The organism is Haloarcula mannanilytica, assembly GCF_005406125.1.
GTDB classification, from domain to species: Archaea; Halobacteriota; Halobacteria; order Halobacteriales; family Haloarculaceae; genus Haloarcula; species Haloarcula mannanilytica.
Genome location: NZ_BIXZ01000001.1, coordinates 114,815 through 132,229 on the forward strand (window position 1 = coordinate 114,815; position 17,415 = coordinate 132,229).

Sequence of the window (17,415 nt, forward strand, 5' to 3'; positions counted from 1 at the left end):
TGCAGCGGACTCTCGGGTATGCAAATACCGAGTCAGGAGACCACCGCCGAAGGGGCACAGCGCATCGAGGTGGTCCCCGAGACGCTGGACGATCTCTGGCATCTCTCGTATGTCATCGAGCCGGGGGACCTCGTTTCCGGCGACACGACGCGGCGCATTCAGCGTAATGACGACAACCTCCGGGACAAGGGCGGCGAGCGCGAACCGATGTGGATTCAGATCGAAGTCACCGACGTGGAGTTCGCGAAGTTCGCCAACCGCCTCCGGGTCGGCGGCGAAATCGTCGACTGCTCCCGCGAGGACCAACTGGGTTTTCACCACACGCTCAACGTTGAGGAACATACCGAACTCACCGTCGAGAAACAGCTCAAGCCGGACCAGGCCGACCGGCTGGAGGAAGCCGTCGAGGCGACGGAGAACCCCGACGTGGCGATTGCCACCGTCGAGGAGGGGCAAGCGCACGTCCACACCGTCGCTCAGTACGGCACCGAGGAACGGGCGACCATCACCTCGACGACTGGGAAAGGCGAGTACGCCCGCCCACGGAAGGAACTGTTCGACGAACTGGCCGCAGTGCTTAAACGGCAGGACGTGGACGCGTACATCCTCGCCGGTCCCGGTTTCACCAAACAGGACGCGCTGGACCACTTTCAGGACGAGATTCCCGAGGTGGCCGAGCAGATCACGGTCGTCGACACCTCGGCCGTCGGCGACCGCGGCGTCCACGAGGTGCTGAAACGCGGCGCTGTCGAGGACGTACAACAGCAGACCCGCATCGCCGAGGAAGCCGACTACATCGACGAACTGATGGACCGCATCGGCTCGGGCTCGGAAGTCGCGTACGGCCCGGAGGAAGTCGCCAAAGCGGCCGATTACGGCGCTATCGAGACGCTGCTCGTACTCGATGAGCGGCTCCGGCTGGAGCGGGCCGGTGAGGGCGACTGGGACATCGATGTCGACCAAATTATCGAGACGACCGAACAGAAGGGCGGCGACGTGACCGTCTTCTCCGCGGAGTTCGCGCCCGGACAGCAGCTCTCGAACCTCGGCGGCATTGCCGCGCTGTTGCGGTACCGGCTCGACTGAGCCGCGTGCTCGCGTTGCTGTCTGTCATCTTTCATTTCACTGGTATCACGCCCGAAACCGTTTTTTGTTTTGCTCCCCATTCCTATGTAGTTCCAATGTCTGCGAGGAGTGGGTGAAATGTCGTTTGAAGATCAACAAGACTTTGCCAGACAGGTCGCCGACCTGAACAAGTACGGGCAAGCACTCAATCGGTGTGAGTCCGTCGACGAGGTCGTTTCGCTCACACTGGAGGCGATGTCTCTGCTGTTCGAGTTCTCCTACTCTACGTTCGTCGAGGTGCGCGACGACGACCTCCGTGTCATTCACAGCACGAACCCGAATCTCGTGCAGGGCGAGCCCCCGAGTGATCTGGCGCAGCGAGCCCGGGAGGCTGGCGAGACGCTGACCGAGCAGGGACCCGACGCCGGCGTCACAGCCGACTCGGACGTGACGGGAGCACTGGCTGTCCCAGCCCGGATGGGCGATGAGGTGACAGCGGTGTTGGTCACGCGCTCCCAAACCGTCGAGGCGTTCGGCGACGAGTACGTCAGACCGATGGAGATTCTGGCCACCCACGCTGCGACGGCCATCTCTAACATCCGTTCACGCGAACGGTTAGAGCGCGCCCATCGCGATCTGGAACGGCGAAAGGAGATGATCGAGATGTACGACCGACTCCTCCGTCACGACCTGGGCAACGACCTCCAAGTCATCACCGGGTTCGCCGACGCCGTTGCGGGGCAGGTCGACGGCCAGACCGAGGAGTACGCTGGCAAGATCCAGAACGCCGCCGAGAGCGCCGCCGACCTCATCCAGCGTGTCGGCGACCTCGTCTCGACGCTGGAAGCACAGGACAAGCCGGAGCCACAGGACCTCGGGGCGGTGCTCGGAGACACGGTTCGGGATGTCAGAGCGAACTACGGGTCGCTGACCGTCGACTTCGAGGCGTCGGCCTTCGACTACCAGGTGTACGGTGGCGACCTGCTCGACTCCGTGTTCACCAACGTCATGTCCAACGCAGCGGTCCACAACGAGGGCGAGGTCCGCATGCGCGTGTACCCGGACGAGGTCGGCCCCGACGAAGTCACGGTCTGTTTCGCCGACGACGGGAAGGGCGTCTCGCCCGACCTCCGGGAGCAAATCTTCGAGATGGGCGTGAAAGGGCAGGAGAGTTCCGGGACCGGGTTTGGCCTCGGGTTCGTCCGGGCGCTGACCGAGTCCTACGGCGGCAGCGTCAGCGTGGTCGAGAGCGACGCCGGCGGGGCCGAGTTCCGCGTCACGCTCGAACGCGTCTAGCTGACTGTTATCGTCAGCCCGTCTTCGGCGAACTGCACGTCGCCGTCGTAGCTGTCGGCTATCGACTCTAACATTTCTTCGTGTCGGCCCTCCGTGTGTGGATACAGGTGCGTGAGATACACGCGCCCGACCTCGGCGTCGGCATCGCGGAGCGTCTGTCCGAGCGTCGTCGGCGTCGGATGGTTCGATACGTCGACCTCGTCCGGGAACGAGCAGTCGTGGACGAGCACTGCCGAGCCGTCGGCGAACTCGATGAGGTCCGTGAACGCTTCGGAGTCCGCGCCAAGTGTAATCGCCGGGCCGTCGTCGACGGAGAGCCGGTAGGCGAAACACTGCATCGAGTGGCGCGTTTCGCAGGTGTCGCCGCTGAAGCCGGCCAGGTCGAACGGCCCGCCGTCGAGGTCCCTGAGCGTCAGGTCCAGGCGGTTTTGCATGTAGTCGTGTGTTTCGAGCAGGTCCCGGACCAGGTCGCTCGTCCCCGGCGGGCCAGCTATCGTGAGGTCAGTCTCGCCGGCCAGCCAGCGGGCCTTCAGCAACACGTCGAGGTCGGAAACGTGGTCGAGGTGATGGTGTGTCAGCAACACGGTGTCGATGCCTTCGTAGCCCGTCTCAGTGCGGGCCAGGGAGTGCAACACGCCGCTGCCACAGTCGACGAGTAGCCGGTTGCCGTCCTGTTCTAAGAGGTAGCCGGACTGCATCCGTGCCCCGGTGGGCATCGCGCTACCGGTGCCAAGAAACGTGAGGCGCATACTGGGCGAGAGCGAGCGAACGGACAAAGGCGTTGGCGTCACGGAGCGCCGAATGGGGAAACCGGTCCCGCAGCCGGGACCACTTCAGGGAGCGTCAGCGGAGTGAGGGCGGTGGCCGTCGGCGGGGACGGGGTCAGGGCGGATCCAGGGGCAGGTCACCCGTCGACGGCGCAGTTCATGCTACGGACGGGGATAGCAAAAACGCACCCGTGGCTCAAAAACCGTTTTAACCGAACTCGACCGCCGATGAAACCGCACAACGGAGCGGGAGACACTTGTGCGAGCGCGACGAGAACCGAGTATGAAGAAGTCACTCGATGAACACGCCGAACGGTTCTCCGAGCACGCCGACGCGTACGACGAGGACCAGGATTCGGCGGCGTATCGCGCCTGTGTCGACTTCGTCGTCGAACACGCGGCCCCCGAGAGCGACGACGTGGTGCTTGACCTCGGGACAGGAACGGGGGCAATCGCGTTCGCGCTCGCAGCCGACGCCGGGGAGATTATCGGCCGCGACATCAGCGACGGGATGCTGGAGAAGGCCCGCGAAAAGGCCGACGAACGGGGCGTCGAAAACGTCTCCTTCGGCGACGGTCGCTTCCGCGCCCCGAACGTCGACGGCCCGGTCGACATCGTCACGTCGAACTTCGCGATGCACCACCTCGGGGACGACGAGAAGCGCGACGCCATCGACACTATCGCCGACCTGGGGCCGCGCCGCATCGTTCTCGGGGACGTGATGCTGTTCGCTGACGACGACCCCGACGCCCCATTTTACAGCCCCGAGGTGGACGACCCCGCGACCGTTGGGGTGCTCGCCGATGCCTTCACCGACGCCGGCTACGCGCTGACGGCCGTCGAGATGGTCACCGAGCAGGCCGGCGTGCTTGTCGCCGAGCGGATGGACGCAGACTAACGGACTGGACCGTCAAGCCGGTCAGCGGTAGTTTCTGTACGCCCAGTACGAGACGTACAGCGTCAGGACCAACAGCCCGCCGAGGAAGAAGGCCACGCCGGGTTCGAGGTCGAACCCGCCGCTGGCCGCGGCGTCGGTCGTCAGCTGCCGCGCCTCCTCGGTCATCGCCTCGACCGGTGTGTCCGCTTCCGGGGCCGGAGTCTGTTCCGGGGCCGGCGTGGCTTCCGGCGTCTCTGTCGCCTCAGCTATCTGGAACCCTCCGTCGTCCTCCGGGGTCGGGGTCGGCGTGGGTTCGGCCTCCGCGGCCGTCTCAGTCGTCGCGTCCAGACTCTCGGCGTCCCCGCCGCCCTGACCACCGTCACCGGCGGTGCCCGCATCGCCCCCAGCTCCCGGACTCCCGAACTGTATCGGGAACTGCCCGAGCAAGAGTTGCAGCATGACGCTGGCGGCAGTGAGAACCCCGATGACGGGCAGCACGCGGCGGACGAGCGACCGGAGCGACCGTTTGCGCTCCTGCGTCCCGACGAACAACACCAGCGGGTCGTCCGGGGGCTCGTACACCTTCATTTCCTGGCCTTTTTCGGAGTACTGGACCCCGGCGACGGTGATGAGTTCCTCGTCTTCCAGTTTCTCCAGATGATAGGAGACCTTCTGTATCGACATATCGAGGCGGTCGGCCAGTTCGGATGGCGTTCCCGGCTCCTCGTAGACCGTATTGAGTATCTCTCTGGCCGTTTCCGAGGAGAGGGCATCGAGGACATCTGAGACATCTTCGTCGACCCCGACGACCTGTAGCTCCCCGTCCTGTGAGGTGCTCGCGTCGGGACCGCGGGAGGGCAGCAACGACATATGTTCCGTTCACTGCCGCCCAGCGTAATGAATCTCGTGGAACCTCACAGGCCCATTTGACCCTCAAATCACAGCAGCGCCGTCACAGTCTGTACGGCGTCTTTGGGGAGTTCAGTTCGCGGCGGACGCACCGTGGCATGGTCGATGACGCCGCGGTCTGCGAGCAGCGTCTTTACTGTCGGTGCAAAGCCGAATTCTCCACAGGCCTCCGAGAGCGGTGCGAGGACATCTCGCTGGACCGTTCTCGCGGTCCCGATATCGCCGTCCGCGATGGCAGCCCCCGCACGCTGGAATTCGTCGGTTAACAGGTGTGAGAGGGCGCTGACGCCGCCGTCGCCGCCCAATACGAGCGACGGGACGAACAGGCCGTCGTGGCCCTGATACACGGTGAAGTCCTCCGGTGTTCGGTTGAGGACCGAGGTGACGTATGGCAGGTTGCCCGAGGAGTCCTTGAGTCCCGCGACAGCGTCGGACTGGGCGAGCGCGGCGACCGTGTCGACGGATAGCTCCTGTCCGACGGCTCCGGGAATGTTATAAATGTAGACGGGTAGCGGCGCATCGGCCAGCACGTGCTCGAAAAACGCTTCGTTGCCCGTCTCACTAGCCTGCCCGCCGTAGTACGACGGCACGACCAGTGTGCTGTCAGCGCCCTGGTCGTCGGCGAACGCCATCCGCTCGTGGACGGTCGCAACGTCAGTCGCGGCCGTCCCGACGATGACACGACAGTCGTCGGGTGTTGTCTCGATTACGGTTCGGACGACGGTCCGATACTCCTCGGGCGACAGGGTCTCGAACTCGCCGGTGGTCCCGCAGGGAACGACACCGTCTACACCCGCACCTGTGACGTGGCGGACCAGCGATTCCAGGCCGGCGATGTCGAGGTCACCGTCTGCGTCGAACGGCGTCACCAGCGGCGTCAGCACCTCGAAGGATTCAGCCATGGTCCAGGCCAGACGCGGCGGTCGCTTAGGCGTTACCCCAACGAGATGGCGGAACCCACTTGCCGCGGCGGTCCTACTGGTCGGTAAGAGCCGACAATGGGAGGACGCGAGCGTCTCGCAGCGACGGACCCGAGTTTCGACCCGGACGCGGTCGAAATCGACGACGCCGAGGTGCTTTCCCGCCTCGCGCCCGTCGTCCAGGAGTGGTGGGTCGAGCAGTTCGGCGAGTTCGTCCCCGGCAACGGCGGCTTCTTCACGCCGCCACAGAAGGAGGCCATTCCGCTCATCCACGAGCGCGAGAACGCCCTCATCTGTGCGCCGACGGGGAGCGGCAAGACCCTCGCCTCTTTTACCGGCATCATCAACGAACTGTTCGGGAAGGCCCGCGAGGACGAACTCGAAAACTCCGTCTACTGTCTGTACGTCTCGCCGCTGAAATCGCTGGCAAACGACATCCACCGGAACCTCGAACAGCCACTCGATGGCATCACGAGCAAACTGGACGACCGGGGCGAGGATGTCGAAATCCGGCACGCCATCCGTCACGGCGATACCAGCGACAGCGAGCGCCAGGCCATGCTGGAGACGACGCCACACATCCTCAACACGACGCCGGAGACCCTCGCAATTCTGCTGAACTCCCCGAAATTCAAGAAAAAACTCGAAACCATCGAGTACGTCATCGTCGACGAGATTCACAGCCTCGCCGAGAACAAGCGCGGGACGCACCTCTCCGTGTCGCTGGAGCGACTGGAGGAGATGGTCGCGGAGTCTCCGACGCGAATCGGCTGTTCAGCCACTGTGGAACCGCTGGACACCGTCGCGGAGTTTCTGGTCGGCCGTGAGGAACCCGGCGGTGACCCCCGCGAGTACGAAATCGTCGACACGCGCTTCGCCCGCGATTTCGACATGGAGCTGTCCTGTCCGGCCGACGACCTCATCAACACGCCCCGGGACATCGTCACCGAGCGGTTCTACAAACAGCTCCACGAGCACGTCCAATCGCACACCAACACGCTCGTGTTCACGAACACGCGCTCGGGGGCCGAGCGGGTCCTGCACAACCTCCGCGAGAAGTTCGACGATTACGACGAATCGAACTCCGGCTGTCACCACGGCTCGCTCTCGAAGGAGAAGCGCCGCGACATCGAGGAATCGCTGAAGGCCGGCACGCTTGACGTGGTGACGACCTCGACAAGCCTGGAACTGGGGATCGACATGCCACACATCGACCTCGTCGTGCAAGTGGGGTCGCCCAAGTCCGTCGCCGCGCTCCTCCAGCGCATCGGCCGCGCCGGCCACCAGCTCGGAGAGACGGTGGAGGGGCGGGTCATCGCGCTGGACCGCGACGAACTCGTGGAGTGTGCGGTGATGCTCGAAAAGGCCGAGCGGGGCTTCGTCGACCGTGTGTTCATCCCCGAGAACGCCCAGGACGTGGCGACACAGCACGTCTACGGTATGGCCATCAACGACGTTCGTCCCGAGGAGACGTTCAAAGGTGTCCTTCGGCGGGCCTACCCCTACCGGAACTACACGGACGAAGACTGGGAGCAACTGATGCGGTACATGACCGCCGACTACCCGGGGATGGAGGACAAGAACGTCTACGCCAAAATCTGGCGGGACACGAACGACGCGCCCGACGGCGAGCACCACTACGAGGATTTCGACGTTGGCGAGCACCTCATCGGCAAGCGCGGCCGACTCGCGCGGGTCATCTACATGACCAACATCGGGACGATTCCGGACTCGTTTACGTGTGACGTGGTGACTCGCAGCGACGACAGCTGGGTCGGCCAACTGGACGAATCGTATCTGGACACGCTGGAGAAAGGCGACGTGTTCGTGCTGGGCGGGGACAACTTCGAGTACCGCTACCGCCGCGGGTCGAAGGTGTACGTCGACCGGACCGCCGCCCGGCCGACGGTCCCCTCGTGGTTCTCGGAGCGGCTCCCGCTGTCCTATGACCTTGGCCGCGAAATTCTGGACTTTCAGGGCCAACTGCTGGACCGGCTGGAAGACGGCGGGATGTCCGAAGTCCGGAACTGGCTTCGGGCGTTCCCCATCGACGAGAACAGCGTTCGAGCCATCGCGCGGATGTCCCGCGAACAGGTGGCCTACGCCGGCCCGGACAGCGTCGCCACCGCGGACCGGCTGGTCATCGAGGAGGCCCTGGACCACGACGAGTACGAACGCCACTACTACGTCCACTCGAACTACGGTCGGCGGTTCAACGACGGCTTCTCGCGTCTCCTGGCGTATCACATCGCGCAGGCGGCCAGCGCGAACGTCCAGGTCGCCGTCGCCGACAACGGCTTCACGCTCTCGATGCCGCTGAACCGCAAGGTCGACATCGGCCGTATTGTCGAGGACATCGACCCGGAAACGGCCCGCGAGGACCTCCGGGCCAGCCTCGACGGGACGGACCTCCTCCAGCGCTATTTCCGCATCAACGCCACACGGTCGCTGATGATACTCAAACGCTACAAGGGCTACGAAAAGTCCGCCAGCGAGCAGCAGGTCTCCTCAGAGATGTTGCTCGGGTTCGCTGAGGACCTGGGCGAGTTCGCCGTCGTCGAGGAGACCTACCGCGAGATTCTGGAAGACAAACTCAACGTGGCCGGCATCGAAACCGTACTCCGAGCGATTCAGGACGGCGACGTGGACGTGGCCCGGACCCGCGTCGACTCACCGTCGCCGCGCGCCTTTGGCCTCGCGACGCTGATGGCAAGCGACGTGGTGCTCGCCGAGGACGAATCGGCCGTCTTGCAGGAGTTCCACCAGCGGGTGCTGGACGAAATTGAGGGCGGAGACGGCGAGGACAGCGCCGTCGCTACTGACGACTGACCGACCGTCGCCGTCCGAACTGCCTGCGCCCCGTCTACACCGCCTCCGAGCGAACAGTGAAGGCCGCGTGGCACGAAGGCGCGTTCTGCAATGCCACACCACACGCACGGGAGCGACGACAGCGGGCACGGACACGAGGAACCAGAGGCCGGGCACGTCCACGAATCGGTCGACGACGATGTCGACGCGCGAGACGACTGGGCGCGGCGGCGGCGCAAGGGGATTCCGACCGACAAGCAACTGCTTGTCGTCGCCTGCATGGACGAGCGCATCCCCGTCGAAGAGGCGCTCGGACTCTCGCTGGGCGACGCACAGATATTCCGGAACGCCGGCGGGAAAGTAACCGACGACGTGATCCGCTCGGCCGCGCTGACGACACAGTACTTCGATACGACCGAGATAATCGTCGTCAACCACACCGACTGCGGGATGATGAGCGCGTCCGATGAGGATGTCGTCGCAGGGTTCGAGGCTGCGGTCGATGGCGATCTCGACGATGTCGACTTGGACCCGGCGCTGCCGGAGTTAAACATCGGTGATGCGTCAATCGCAGAGTGGGTCCGGATGACCGACGACATCGACGCAGCCTGTGCGGCACAGGTCGAGTACCTCGAAAACCACGAACTGATCCCCGAAGATGTCACCGTGACCGGCTACGTCTACGAGGTCGAGAGCGGCCACCTCCGGCGGCCGGGTGAACGCGTCGCCGAACAGGTCAACGAGCGCGTGTAGGTCGGCTGTGGTTGTCTGCCTACTGCTCGGCGATGACCGGGCAGTTGACCATCGCCGTGCCGGAGGCCAGGATGTCAGCGTCCTGGGCCGAGTCAAGGTCGGAGACGCTGTCGAAGTCCGCGTTGTCGAAGGTGTTGACGAGCCACAGCGGCGAGTAGCTGTCGTCGCCCGGCACGGTCGCAGTGACGTTGTGCGTCTGGTCGTTCCGGTCCTCGGACATGAACCCGGACGGTGGACCGCCGCCGTCCTCGCCGGGGTTCGTGTTGAAGCTCACGTAAATCGGGGAGACGGGGATAGAGCCATCAGACGACGACAGCGGGGACTCGCCGAACAGGAAATACGGGACCACTTCGCCATCGTACCAGCCCTGGACCAGGTCGGTCGAACTGCTGTCGGCGCTGTGTCGTCGCTCCGCGGTCGACCCATCGGGGACGACCGGGCAGTTCTTGATTGTCTCCGTCGGCTCAATGTCGTAGCCCGCTGCCTGAATCTGTGACACGCTGGTCACCGTGTTGGCCTCGTAATCGTCGGGTACCGTCACCCTGTGGACCTGCCAGAAGTCGTTGTATCCCTCGTCGCCGGGGACCACGTCGATAACGTTTAGCTGGTCCTCGACCGGGTCCCCGTTCTCGTAGAACAGCGCGTAAATCGGGGCCGCCTGAGTCGGCTGAACATCGAAGTCGTAGTACTGGATAACGGTCCCGTCGGGGCCGTACCCCTGTATCAGGAACAACTCGTCGAAGTCGATTGGCTCGTCGGCGTCCGGGAGCGCGTCGTTCGCGCTGCGCTGGTGGAGCGTCCCGGCGGCGTCGCTGAATCGGTCGATGGACGCCGTCGGAGCGTCGCTGGGGTCGGTGGGACTCATATCGCCGTCCATCGACCCCTCAGTCATCTCCTCTTCCTCAGTCATCGCGTCGCCGTCCGTCATCGCGTCGCCGTCCGTCATCGCGTCGCCGTCCGTCATTTCACCGTCAGTCATCTCGCTCTCCGTCATCCCGCTTTCAGTCATTTCACCATCTGCCCCGCCACCACCGTCACCGTCGCTTCCGCTACACCCTGCGAGTGCGAGTGCTGTCCCAGTGCTTGCAAGCGTCGTCAGGAATCTGCGTCGAGTTTCCGTCATATTCCGTCTGGACAGGCGGTGGACTCCCTAAAGGGGATTTTTCGAACTCCGGATGAACTGTCCCCTGCGTTCGGGCCGAAACTATGCCAATTTCGCCCCGGAGCCAAACCGTTAATCCGCGGCCGGCCCGTCGATTGGATATATGGAGTCACTCCACCCGCGAGTGAGGCTGCTGTGGGTCCTGTCGACGGTTATCCAGGCGTCGGTGCTCGGGGTCATCGCCTACCTCGTCGACCGCTTTGCGGTCGCACTACCACAGTGGGCCATCGTCGGCGGTTGGGTCGTGCTGGTGCTACTCGGCATCGCTCACGCCGTCGCAGCCCACCGGATTTGGCGCTTTGACCTCCAGGACGACGCCCTCTTTCTCCTCCGGGGCGTCGTGACACGGACCGACACGTCGGTCCCCTACGTCCGCGTCCAGCACGTCGACACCACACGGGGTCCGATTGAGCGGGCCGTCGGGCTGGCGAGTGTCGTCGTCTACACCGCCGGGACCCGCGGTGCGGACATCACGATCCCCGGACTGCGGCCCGAGCGGGCCACCGAACTGCGCGAGCGGCTTCGTGACCTCGCAAACGAGAGCGAGGCCACGGACGCGGTATGAACCGGCTCCATCCGCGGAGCGCCGCTGTTCGAATTGCCCGGGCAGCCCTGCAGGGCGGCTTCTTCGGCTTCTTCGGCGGGTCGCTCGGGACCGGAATGTTCGACCTCCCCTGGTTCGGCGTTCCCGCGCTCGCGGCCCTCGGTGCAGTCATTTTCAGCGGCTACGCGCTGGCGCGCTACCTCCGCTTTCGCTACGAACTCGACGGCGACACGCTCACCGTCGAATCCGGCGTGTTCGCCAGACAGTCCCGTCAGATTCCGCTGGGTCGCGTCCAGAACCTCGATGTCGAGCAGAACATCCTCAATCGGTTGCTCGGACTCGCAATCGTCCGTTTCGAGACCGCTGGCGGCAGCGCGACGGAGGCGACGCTAGATGCGGTCGACGAGGCGGAGGTCAAACGACTGCGGAACTACGTGCGGACCCACGACCGCGACGAGGCCGCCGACACGGAGGCAGCCACCTCCAAAGCGGTGTCTGAGACTGCGACGAGCGCCCGGTCGGCCCACGCGGACCTCCCGGGGGCGACCGGTCCATCACCGACACAGGCCGGTGACACACAGGCGGGCACTGACCGAGGACCGTCGGTCTCCACGTCGAATACCGACAGCGGCGGACAGCCGGACGAGTCGCTGCTGTTCGCGTTCGACCAGCGGGAACTCCTGACCTACGCGCTCGTTTCTGTCCGCCCCGCTGCACCGGTCCTGACGCTTGCGACCCTCCCGCTGGGGATGGATATCGTCTGGGCCGTGCTGCGGTTCAACGCCACCCTCGTCGGCGCGTCGCTGAGCGGCCCAGTGATACAATGGCTGCTCGGTTCGCCTGAGACCTCGCGGCTCGCCGTCTTTGCGGCGCTCTCCATCGCCCAGTTCCTCCTGCTCGCGCTGGTCGTCAGCATGGCGCTGACGGTCATCGAGTACTACGGCTTCCGGCTCACACAAGCCGACGATGACCTCCGGTACGAGCGGGGACTGCTGCGCCGCTACAGTGGCAACATTCCGTTAGAGAAGGTCCAGTCTGTCACCATCCGCGAGAACGTCCTGATGCGGCGGTTCGGCTACGCGACGCTGGCCGTCGAGACGGCCGGTTACAGCGGCGGCAACCAACAGTCTACACAGGGCGTTGCCGTCCCGCTTGCACCCCGCGAGGAGGTGTACGAACTGGCTCGTGACATCGAGCCCTTTGGCGACCTCGATTTCGAGCGGTCGCCGAAACGCGCCCGCCGACGCTACCTCGCTCGTTTCTCGCTGGCCGCGGCCGGCCTCACCGCGGTCGCCTACGCAGTCGACTCGCTGGTGCTTGAGACCGGCTACTGGTGGCTCGCCGCCCTTCTCTTCCTCCCGGTTGTGCCGGCGGCACACCTCCGCTGGCGACACCGCGGGTTCGATCTGGACGAGTCCGTGCTGGCGACCCGGAGCGGCTTCTGGCGGCGAACGACGCGTATCGTCCCGTACTACCGGCTCCAGACTGTGTTCGTCACCCGCTCGCCGTTCCAGCGCCGACGCGACCTGGCGACGGTTGGGGCCGACACGGCGAGTTCTTCCAGTCTCCTCGGCGGTATCGCTCGGGTGTACGACATCGACGAGGGTACCGCCACAGAACTCAGAGACTCGCTGCGGGAGCGGCTGACCGCACACATCGCTTCGCGGCGTCGCGGCGAATCAGCGGCTGGCGAAGCGGCCAGTAGAGAACTGGCGTCCGACGAACCGGCAGACAGCGACGCGGCGGGTGGCGAGGCGGTAAGCGACGAGCGCGATTAACCCCGCGCCCACTCGACCATCCGGCCATACACCTCATCGGTCGCCAGCGCGTCGGCGTCGCCGACGAGGACGAGCGCCTTCTTGGCCCGCGTGAGCGCGACGTTGATACGCCGGTAATCCTCGAAGATAGGGCTGTCCAGCGTCCCCGTTGCGACAAAGGAGATGACGATGACCTCCTTGCTCGACCCCTGGAACCGGTCGACTGTGTCGACAGTCACGTCTGGGAGCCGCTTCGAAATCTCTGCGACCTGCGCGCGGTAGGGCGCGATGACGCCGATGTCGGCGGCCGCGACCCCCGCGGAGCGGTACGACGCAACGATTTCGGCAATGCGGTCGGCCTCGACAGGGTTCGTGTTGCCGACCTGGCTGCCGTCGGGATCGACGAACGCCACGCGGTCCCGAAGTCGCTCGGGCAGGTTCGCCAGTGAGACACCGTCGAGGTCGTCGAGGCGCTGGGCGGCCACCTCGTCGGTCGCGGGCCGCAACCCCCCGTCGTAGAACTCCCGCGAGGCGAAGGCCTGGATGTGCTGGGCCATCCGGTACTGGCGGTCCAACATCACGCCAGCGTCCGGGTGGGCGTCGATGAGCCGCTCGAACAGCGAGGTCGACAGCGTCTCGTCCTCGGACTGGACCACGGGTGGGAGTTGCTGGTGGTCGCCGACGAGCACGAACCGGTCGGCAAGCGTCGTCGCCGCGAGCGTCCCCGGCTCGGTCAGTTGGCCGGCCTCGTCGACGACGGCCACGTCGAACTCCTGGGTCTGGAGCGTGCTCCCGCCGCAGGTGGCCGTCGTCGCCGCGACGACCTGCGCGTTCTGGAGTCGACTCGCGCATTCGCCGGGGTCGCCGCTGGTCTCCAGACGGTATTTCTGCATATCCTCGCGGACGCCGCTTTCCGTACCGACGCGGACGATGTCAGTGTAGCCCTGGTCTTCCAGCGCCTCCAGCAGATTGTCGACGGCGCGATTGGTGAACGCAGAGAGCAACACCCTGTCCCCGCGCTCTACAAGTGCCCGAACCATCCGCGCCAGCGTGTAGGTCTTGCCCGTCCCCGGCGGCCCGTGGACGAGCGCGAAGTCCTCCGCCCCGACGGCTAGCTGAACGGCCTCGTTCTGGGCGTCGTTGTTGTCGATGAACGTCTCCGCGACGGCGTCGAATTCCGGCTCGCGTCGCCCGAACAGCACGTCTTTCTGCTCGGGCGACTGGAGGAGCACGGCGTCGTGGAGCGCGTTCTGGAGCCGGTCGGTCGTCAGTTCCGAGGGGTACACGTCGAGCCGACGGAGGTCCAGTGGCTCGTCGGCTGTGACGACAATCTCCTCGTTCACGGCGTTGCCGTTCCCGCTCTCCGAGGCGCGTGGCGCCCCGTTGCCCAGTCGCTCGACGCGGGCCAACTCCGCGTTGCCGGTCACCGGGTCGCCGTCGCTGGCGAGTACGAGGTTCCCTTCGCGGATTTTCGAGACGGCCCCCGTGCCAGTCGCTCGGAGTTCCCAGCGGCCGCCGTCGAGTTCTCGGCGCCCGGCCGGTTCGAGGTCGATGAGCGCACGGTCGTTGTCGGCGCGCTCTTCTGGGGTTTGCTCCCAGAGCTTCGCGTACTCGCGGTGGACGGCCCGGCGCTCAGCCTCGATTGCCCCGTAGAACTCCTCGAAGTAGTCCAGTTCCTCGTCAGGGACCGCTCGGCCGACCTGTCCTGCCTTGGATTCCTGGTCGAGGCGGCCCGAGACGGCCATGCAAGTGTCCTGCTCGAAGCAGTACTCGCATTTCGCGTTGGCCTCGTAGCCCGTCGGCACGCCCGAGTCGTACTCCATCGCCGCAATCGCGTTGCGGGTCCGGACAACGTAGTTCAACAGCCCGCTCCCGATAGAGAACTCCTTGGCCGGCGAGAGGTCGCCGCTCTCCTCGTTGCGGTCGACGGCGGCGTTCTTGGTGTAAAGCAGCGTCCCCGTGTCCGGCGCGGCGTCGACGGCGCTGCCCGCGCCAGCCGCGCGCTCGCCCAGCATCAGCGCATAGGCTGTCGCCTGAATCTTGTCCTGGAAGCGCGGCTCCCGCTTGGTGTTCTTGCCGGTCTTGAGTTCGACGGGCATCCCCCGCCGGACGGCGTCGGCCCGCCCCTTCATGCCGAACCGCTCGGAGATGAGCGTCATTTCGGAGCGCCACTCATCGGTTTCAGTAAGCGTTCCCTGCTGGAGCCACCCCTGGATGGCCGACGCATGGTCGCGCACGTCGCCGGCCACTTCGTCGGCTTCCCGACCGAGCAGTCCGATGTCCAGGCCGGCGGCGTCGACCTGTTCCGTGATGGCGGTGTCGAGGTCCCGGCCCCGAAGCAGGTCGCCGAACACCTCGTGGACGACGGTCCCTTTCACCAGCGGATAGGCGTGCTCCGCGCCGTCGAGTTTCCGGAGGTAGTACATCCGCGGGCACTGCACCCACGCCCGGATGTCGGTCACGTCGACGAGGAAATCCGGCTGGACGACGAGCGTGGCGTCCCCGCCGACGGAGTACTGCTGTTCGCCTTGGTATTCGCGCTCGTCGGGGTTGTAGACGGCGATTTCCATCCCCGTCTGGATTACTTCGGCGTTTTCGGTCCACTTCCCCCAGAGCGTCACCGTCGTGGGCTCGCCGGCCCCCCGGTCGGGCCGGATCGTCACCTCACAGAGGTCGCTCTCGCCGTACTGGGTGTTCACTGTCTTCGGCTCCTCGATGTCGACGACGACACCACGAACGCGGTCCGCGGTCACGAGTTGGCCCTCCCCTGTTGCACGGCCCAAGCGAGGGGGCGGACCCTCAAAAGTCGTTCGCGCCGCGGGTCATCCGCTGGTCGCATCGACATCCGAGTCGGCATCAGCGGCGTACTCTTGCAGCGTTTCCAGGGCGATATCTTCGAGCACGTCCTCGCTCGTCGCGTCGAGGTTGACCGGCGGTGCGCGCCCGGCCTCGTGGGCCTCGATCCAGCGTGGGACGCAGACGCACCAGCGGTCGCCGGGCTCGAGGCCCGGAAAGTTCAGCTCCGGCCGCGGCGTCACGAGGTCGTTGCCCTGGGCCTTGCTGTACTCCAGAAACTCCGCCGTCATCACGGCACAGATCTCGTGCCGGCCCGGGTCACGCTGGAGCGGGTAGCAGTAGCCGTCGCGCATGAATCCCGTCACCGGGTCCGTCGAACAGGGGGCCAGTTCCCCGCCGAGGACGTTGCGTTCGCTCTCCATACCACGTCTGGCTGGTCCGCGGAGTAAAGACGTTCGACTGTCGGCCTTTTGAAACAGGTTTGCCGAGAAGCCGTTTACTCCTCGCTTTGCTGGCCATCGGCCGCCGAGGGACGCGTTTCGGGAGTGTCCTGCACGCCGGTCTCGGTAGTCCCCGATTCCGGCTCCGTCTCGGGTTCGGGTTCAGCAGCGACGCCCGCGGGAGTCCCGCCGTTGGTCGGATCGCCTGCTGAAACGCTCGCTCCTGGTTCGTCCTCGTCGCCATCGGGCGCGTCGGGCGACACCGCCGGCACGTCGACGGTATCCAGCGCGGCCTGCACCACGTCGGCCTTCTCGACCCCCTCGACGGTCGCTTCCGTCGTCAGCACGAGTCGGTGGCTCATCGTCGCTGACGCCAGGCGCTTCACATCGTCCGGCGTGGCATACGAGCGGCCACCGATGACTGCGCTGGCCCGAACAGCCTCGAAGACCCGTTGGACGCCCCGCGGCGAGACGCCGATTTCGGTACGGTCGTCCTCGCGTGTGGCCCGGGCCAGGTCGACGATGTAGCGCCGGACCTTGGTGTCGACGCGGACAGCCTCCGCACACTCTTGCAGGGCCAGCACCGTCGTTGGGTCGACGGCCGGTTCGACTGACGGTGCAATCGTTCGCCGTTTGGCCCGGCGGTCGAGCAGCCCCATCTCCCCCTCGACATCGGGGTAGCCCATCGCCGTTTTGACGCTGAAGCGGTCCCGCTGGGCCTCGGGGAGCTGGAAGGTCCCCTCCTGTTCGACAGGGTTCTGGGTGGCGACGACGACGAACGGCGTCGGGAGCGGGTGGGTCGTCCCGTCGACGCTGACCTGCCGTTCCTCCATCGCCTCCAGCAGGGCAGCCTGGGTTTTCGGCGGCGCGCGGTTGATCTCGTCGGCCAGCACGACGTTCGAGAACACCGGCCCCTCGGCGAACTCGAAGGTCCCCTCGTGTTCGTTGTACACGTTCGAACCGGTCACGTCCGCCGGCAACAGGTCGGGCGTGAACTGGATGCGGTTGAACCCGAGTCCAAGCGACTGTGCGAGAACACGCGCGAGCACCGTTTTGCCCGTCCCGGGCACGTCCTCGACAAGGACGTGGCCCCTGGCGATGACGCCGGCGAGCGTCTCGAACAGCACCCGCCGCTCAACGACGACCGCCTCCTCCACCCGTTCAACGATGTCGAGGCAGTGACTCGATGCCGCCTCGACGCCCAACCCCGTCGATGACTCGGCCATGCTCCATGCGTTGGCCTGGGGCGCTATGAATCTGTGCCATCAGCTGTTGGATTTACGGTCAGGGCGGGAAACGAAGCGGTCCCACACTCCAGCCG

14 protein-coding genes are annotated in these 17,415 nt (G+C 65.6%); 7 read left to right on the forward strand and 7 right to left on the reverse strand.

The annotated features are described in order from the left end of the window. Positions 1-18 precede the first annotated feature (18 nt). Both Harman_RS00525 and Harman_RS00530 read left to right on the forward strand, forming a co-directional pair. On the forward strand, positions 19-1,086 hold the full coding sequence (locus tag Harman_RS00525; RefSeq protein ID WP_137681877.1) for an mRNA surveillance protein pelota: 1,068 nt from the start codon (positions 19-21) through the stop codon (positions 1,084-1,086). A 117-nt stretch (positions 1,087-1,203) separates the two neighbouring features. Further along, positions 1,204-2,361 (forward strand): sensor histidine kinase, encoded by a 1,158-nt coding sequence (locus tag Harman_RS00530; protein WP_137681878.1) that lies wholly within the window; start codon positions 1,204-1,206, stop codon positions 2,359-2,361. Here the strand turns inward: Harman_RS00530 and Harman_RS00535 are convergent. Then, complete coding sequence (locus Harman_RS00535) at positions 2,358-3,110, reverse strand: MBL fold metallo-hydrolase (protein WP_137681879.1); 753 nt, start codon at positions 3,108-3,110, stop codon at positions 2,358-2,360. The two genes, Harman_RS00530 and Harman_RS00535, sit on opposite strands and share 4 nt — an antisense overlap. A gap of 301 nt (positions 3,111-3,411) precedes the next feature. Here Harman_RS00535 and Harman_RS00540 point away from each other — a divergent pair, with 301 nt between their 5' ends. Then, positions 3,412-4,026, forward strand: a complete 615-nt coding sequence (locus Harman_RS00540; RefSeq protein WP_137681880.1) for a class I SAM-dependent methyltransferase — start codon at positions 3,412-3,414, stop codon at positions 4,024-4,026. A 21-nt stretch (positions 4,027-4,047) separates the two neighbouring features. Here the strand turns inward: Harman_RS00540 and Harman_RS00545 are convergent, their stop codons facing one another. Together Harman_RS00545 and Harman_RS00550 are read right to left on the reverse strand one after the other, a co-directional pair. Beyond that, a complete protein-coding gene (locus tag Harman_RS00545) occupies positions 4,048-4,875 on the reverse strand; it encodes an ArsR/SmtB family transcription factor (protein ID WP_137681881.1) in 828 nt (275 codons plus the stop codon). Positions 4,876-4,943: 68 nt separating this feature from the next. After that, positions 4,944-5,816 carry a dihydrodipicolinate synthase family protein gene (locus Harman_RS00550; protein WP_137681882.1) on the reverse strand — a complete coding sequence of 291 codons (873 nt, stop codon included), beginning with the start codon at positions 5,814-5,816 and terminating at the stop codon, positions 4,944-4,946. A 96-nt stretch (positions 5,817-5,912) separates the two neighbouring features. Here Harman_RS00550 and Harman_RS00555 point away from each other — a divergent pair, with 96 nt between their 5' ends. Together Harman_RS00555 and Harman_RS00560 are read left to right on the forward strand one after the other, a co-directional pair. Next, positions 5,913-8,663 carry an ATP-dependent helicase gene (locus Harman_RS00555; RefSeq protein ID WP_137681883.1) on the forward strand — a complete coding sequence of 917 codons (2,751 nt, stop codon included), beginning with the start codon at positions 5,913-5,915 and terminating at the stop codon, positions 8,661-8,663. A 90-nt stretch (positions 8,664-8,753) separates the two neighbouring features. Then, entirely contained in the window at positions 8,754-9,395 is a 642-nt protein-coding gene (locus tag Harman_RS00560; protein ID WP_137681884.1) for a beta-class carbonic anhydrase, read from the forward strand. A gap of 19 nt (positions 9,396-9,414) precedes the next feature. Here Harman_RS00560 and Harman_RS00565 read toward each other — a convergent pair whose 3' ends face one another. After that, complete coding sequence (locus Harman_RS00565; RefSeq protein WP_137681885.1) at positions 9,415-10,518, reverse strand: hypothetical protein; 1,104 nt, start codon at positions 10,516-10,518, stop codon at positions 9,415-9,417. Between the two features lie 142 nt (positions 10,519-10,660). Here Harman_RS00565 and Harman_RS00570 point away from each other — a divergent pair, with 142 nt between their 5' ends. Together Harman_RS00570 and Harman_RS00575 are read left to right on the forward strand one after the other, a co-directional pair. After that, the gene (locus Harman_RS00570) at positions 10,661-11,122 is read left to right on the forward strand and encodes a PH domain-containing protein (RefSeq protein WP_137681886.1); all 462 of its coding nucleotides are present in this window, start codon (positions 10,661-10,663) and stop codon (positions 11,120-11,122) included. Continuing rightward, positions 11,119-12,879 (forward strand): PH domain-containing protein, encoded by a 1,761-nt coding sequence (locus Harman_RS00575; protein WP_235007131.1) that lies wholly within the window; start codon positions 11,119-11,121, stop codon positions 12,877-12,879. Before Harman_RS00570 ends, Harman_RS00575 begins: the two co-directional genes overlap by 4 nt. Here the strand turns inward: Harman_RS00575 and Harman_RS00580 are convergent. The 3 genes from Harman_RS00580 to Harman_RS00590 all read right to left on the reverse strand — a co-directional run bounded on the left by Harman_RS00580 (position 12,876) and on the right by Harman_RS00590 (position 17,320). Beyond that, positions 12,876-15,611 (reverse strand): AAA domain-containing protein, encoded by a 2,736-nt coding sequence (locus tag Harman_RS00580; RefSeq protein WP_137683105.1) that lies wholly within the window; start codon positions 15,609-15,611, stop codon positions 12,876-12,878. The two genes, Harman_RS00575 and Harman_RS00580, sit on opposite strands and share 4 nt — an antisense overlap. Positions 15,612-15,680: 69 nt before the next feature. Beyond that, positions 15,681-16,076, reverse strand: a complete 396-nt coding sequence (locus Harman_RS00585) for a DUF2237 family protein (protein WP_137681887.1) — start codon at positions 16,074-16,076, stop codon at positions 15,681-15,683. A gap of 74 nt (positions 16,077-16,150) precedes the next feature. After that, a complete protein-coding gene (locus Harman_RS00590) occupies positions 16,151-17,320 on the reverse strand; it encodes an AAA family ATPase (RefSeq protein ID WP_137681888.1) in 1,170 nt (389 codons plus the stop codon). Positions 17,321-17,415 lie beyond the last annotated feature (95 nt).

Coding starts and splice junctions, on each gene's coding strand:
- Harman_RS00585 (WP_137681887.1), bottom strand. CDS start 16,076: ATGGAGAGCGAACGCAACGTCCTCGGCGGGGAACTGGCCCCCTGTTCG.
- Harman_RS00535 (WP_137681879.1), bottom strand. CDS start 3,110: ATGCGCCTCACGTTTCTTGGCACCGGTAGCGCGATGCCCACCGGGGCA.
- Harman_RS00590 (WP_137681888.1), bottom strand. CDS start 17,320: ATGGCCGAGTCATCGACGGGGTTGGGCGTCGAGGCGGCATCGAGTCAC.
- Harman_RS00525 (WP_137681877.1), top strand. CDS start 19: ATGCAAATACCGAGTCAGGAGACCACCGCCGAAGGGGCACAGCGCATC.
- Harman_RS00545 (WP_137681881.1), bottom strand. CDS start 4,875: ATGTCGTTGCTGCCCTCCCGCGGTCCCGACGCGAGCACCTCACAGGAC.
- Harman_RS00575 (WP_235007131.1), top strand. CDS start 11,119: ATGAACCGGCTCCATCCGCGGAGCGCCGCTGTTCGAATTGCCCGGGCA.
- Harman_RS00555 (WP_137681883.1), top strand. CDS start 5,913: ATGGGAGGACGCGAGCGTCTCGCAGCGACGGACCCGAGTTTCGACCCG.
- Harman_RS00570 (WP_137681886.1), top strand. CDS start 10,661: ATGGAGTCACTCCACCCGCGAGTGAGGCTGCTGTGGGTCCTGTCGACG.
- Harman_RS00530 (WP_137681878.1), top strand. CDS start 1,204: ATGTCGTTTGAAGATCAACAAGACTTTGCCAGACAGGTCGCCGACCTG.
- Harman_RS00565 (WP_137681885.1), bottom strand. CDS start 10,518: ATGACGGAAACTCGACGCAGATTCCTGACGACGCTTGCAAGCACTGGG.
- Harman_RS00550 (WP_137681882.1), bottom strand. CDS start 5,816: ATGGCTGAATCCTTCGAGGTGCTGACGCCGCTGGTGACGCCGTTCGAC.
- Harman_RS00540 (WP_137681880.1), top strand. CDS start 3,412: ATGAAGAAGTCACTCGATGAACACGCCGAACGGTTCTCCGAGCACGCC.
- Harman_RS00560 (WP_137681884.1), top strand. CDS start 8,754: ATGCCACACCACACGCACGGGAGCGACGACAGCGGGCACGGACACGAG.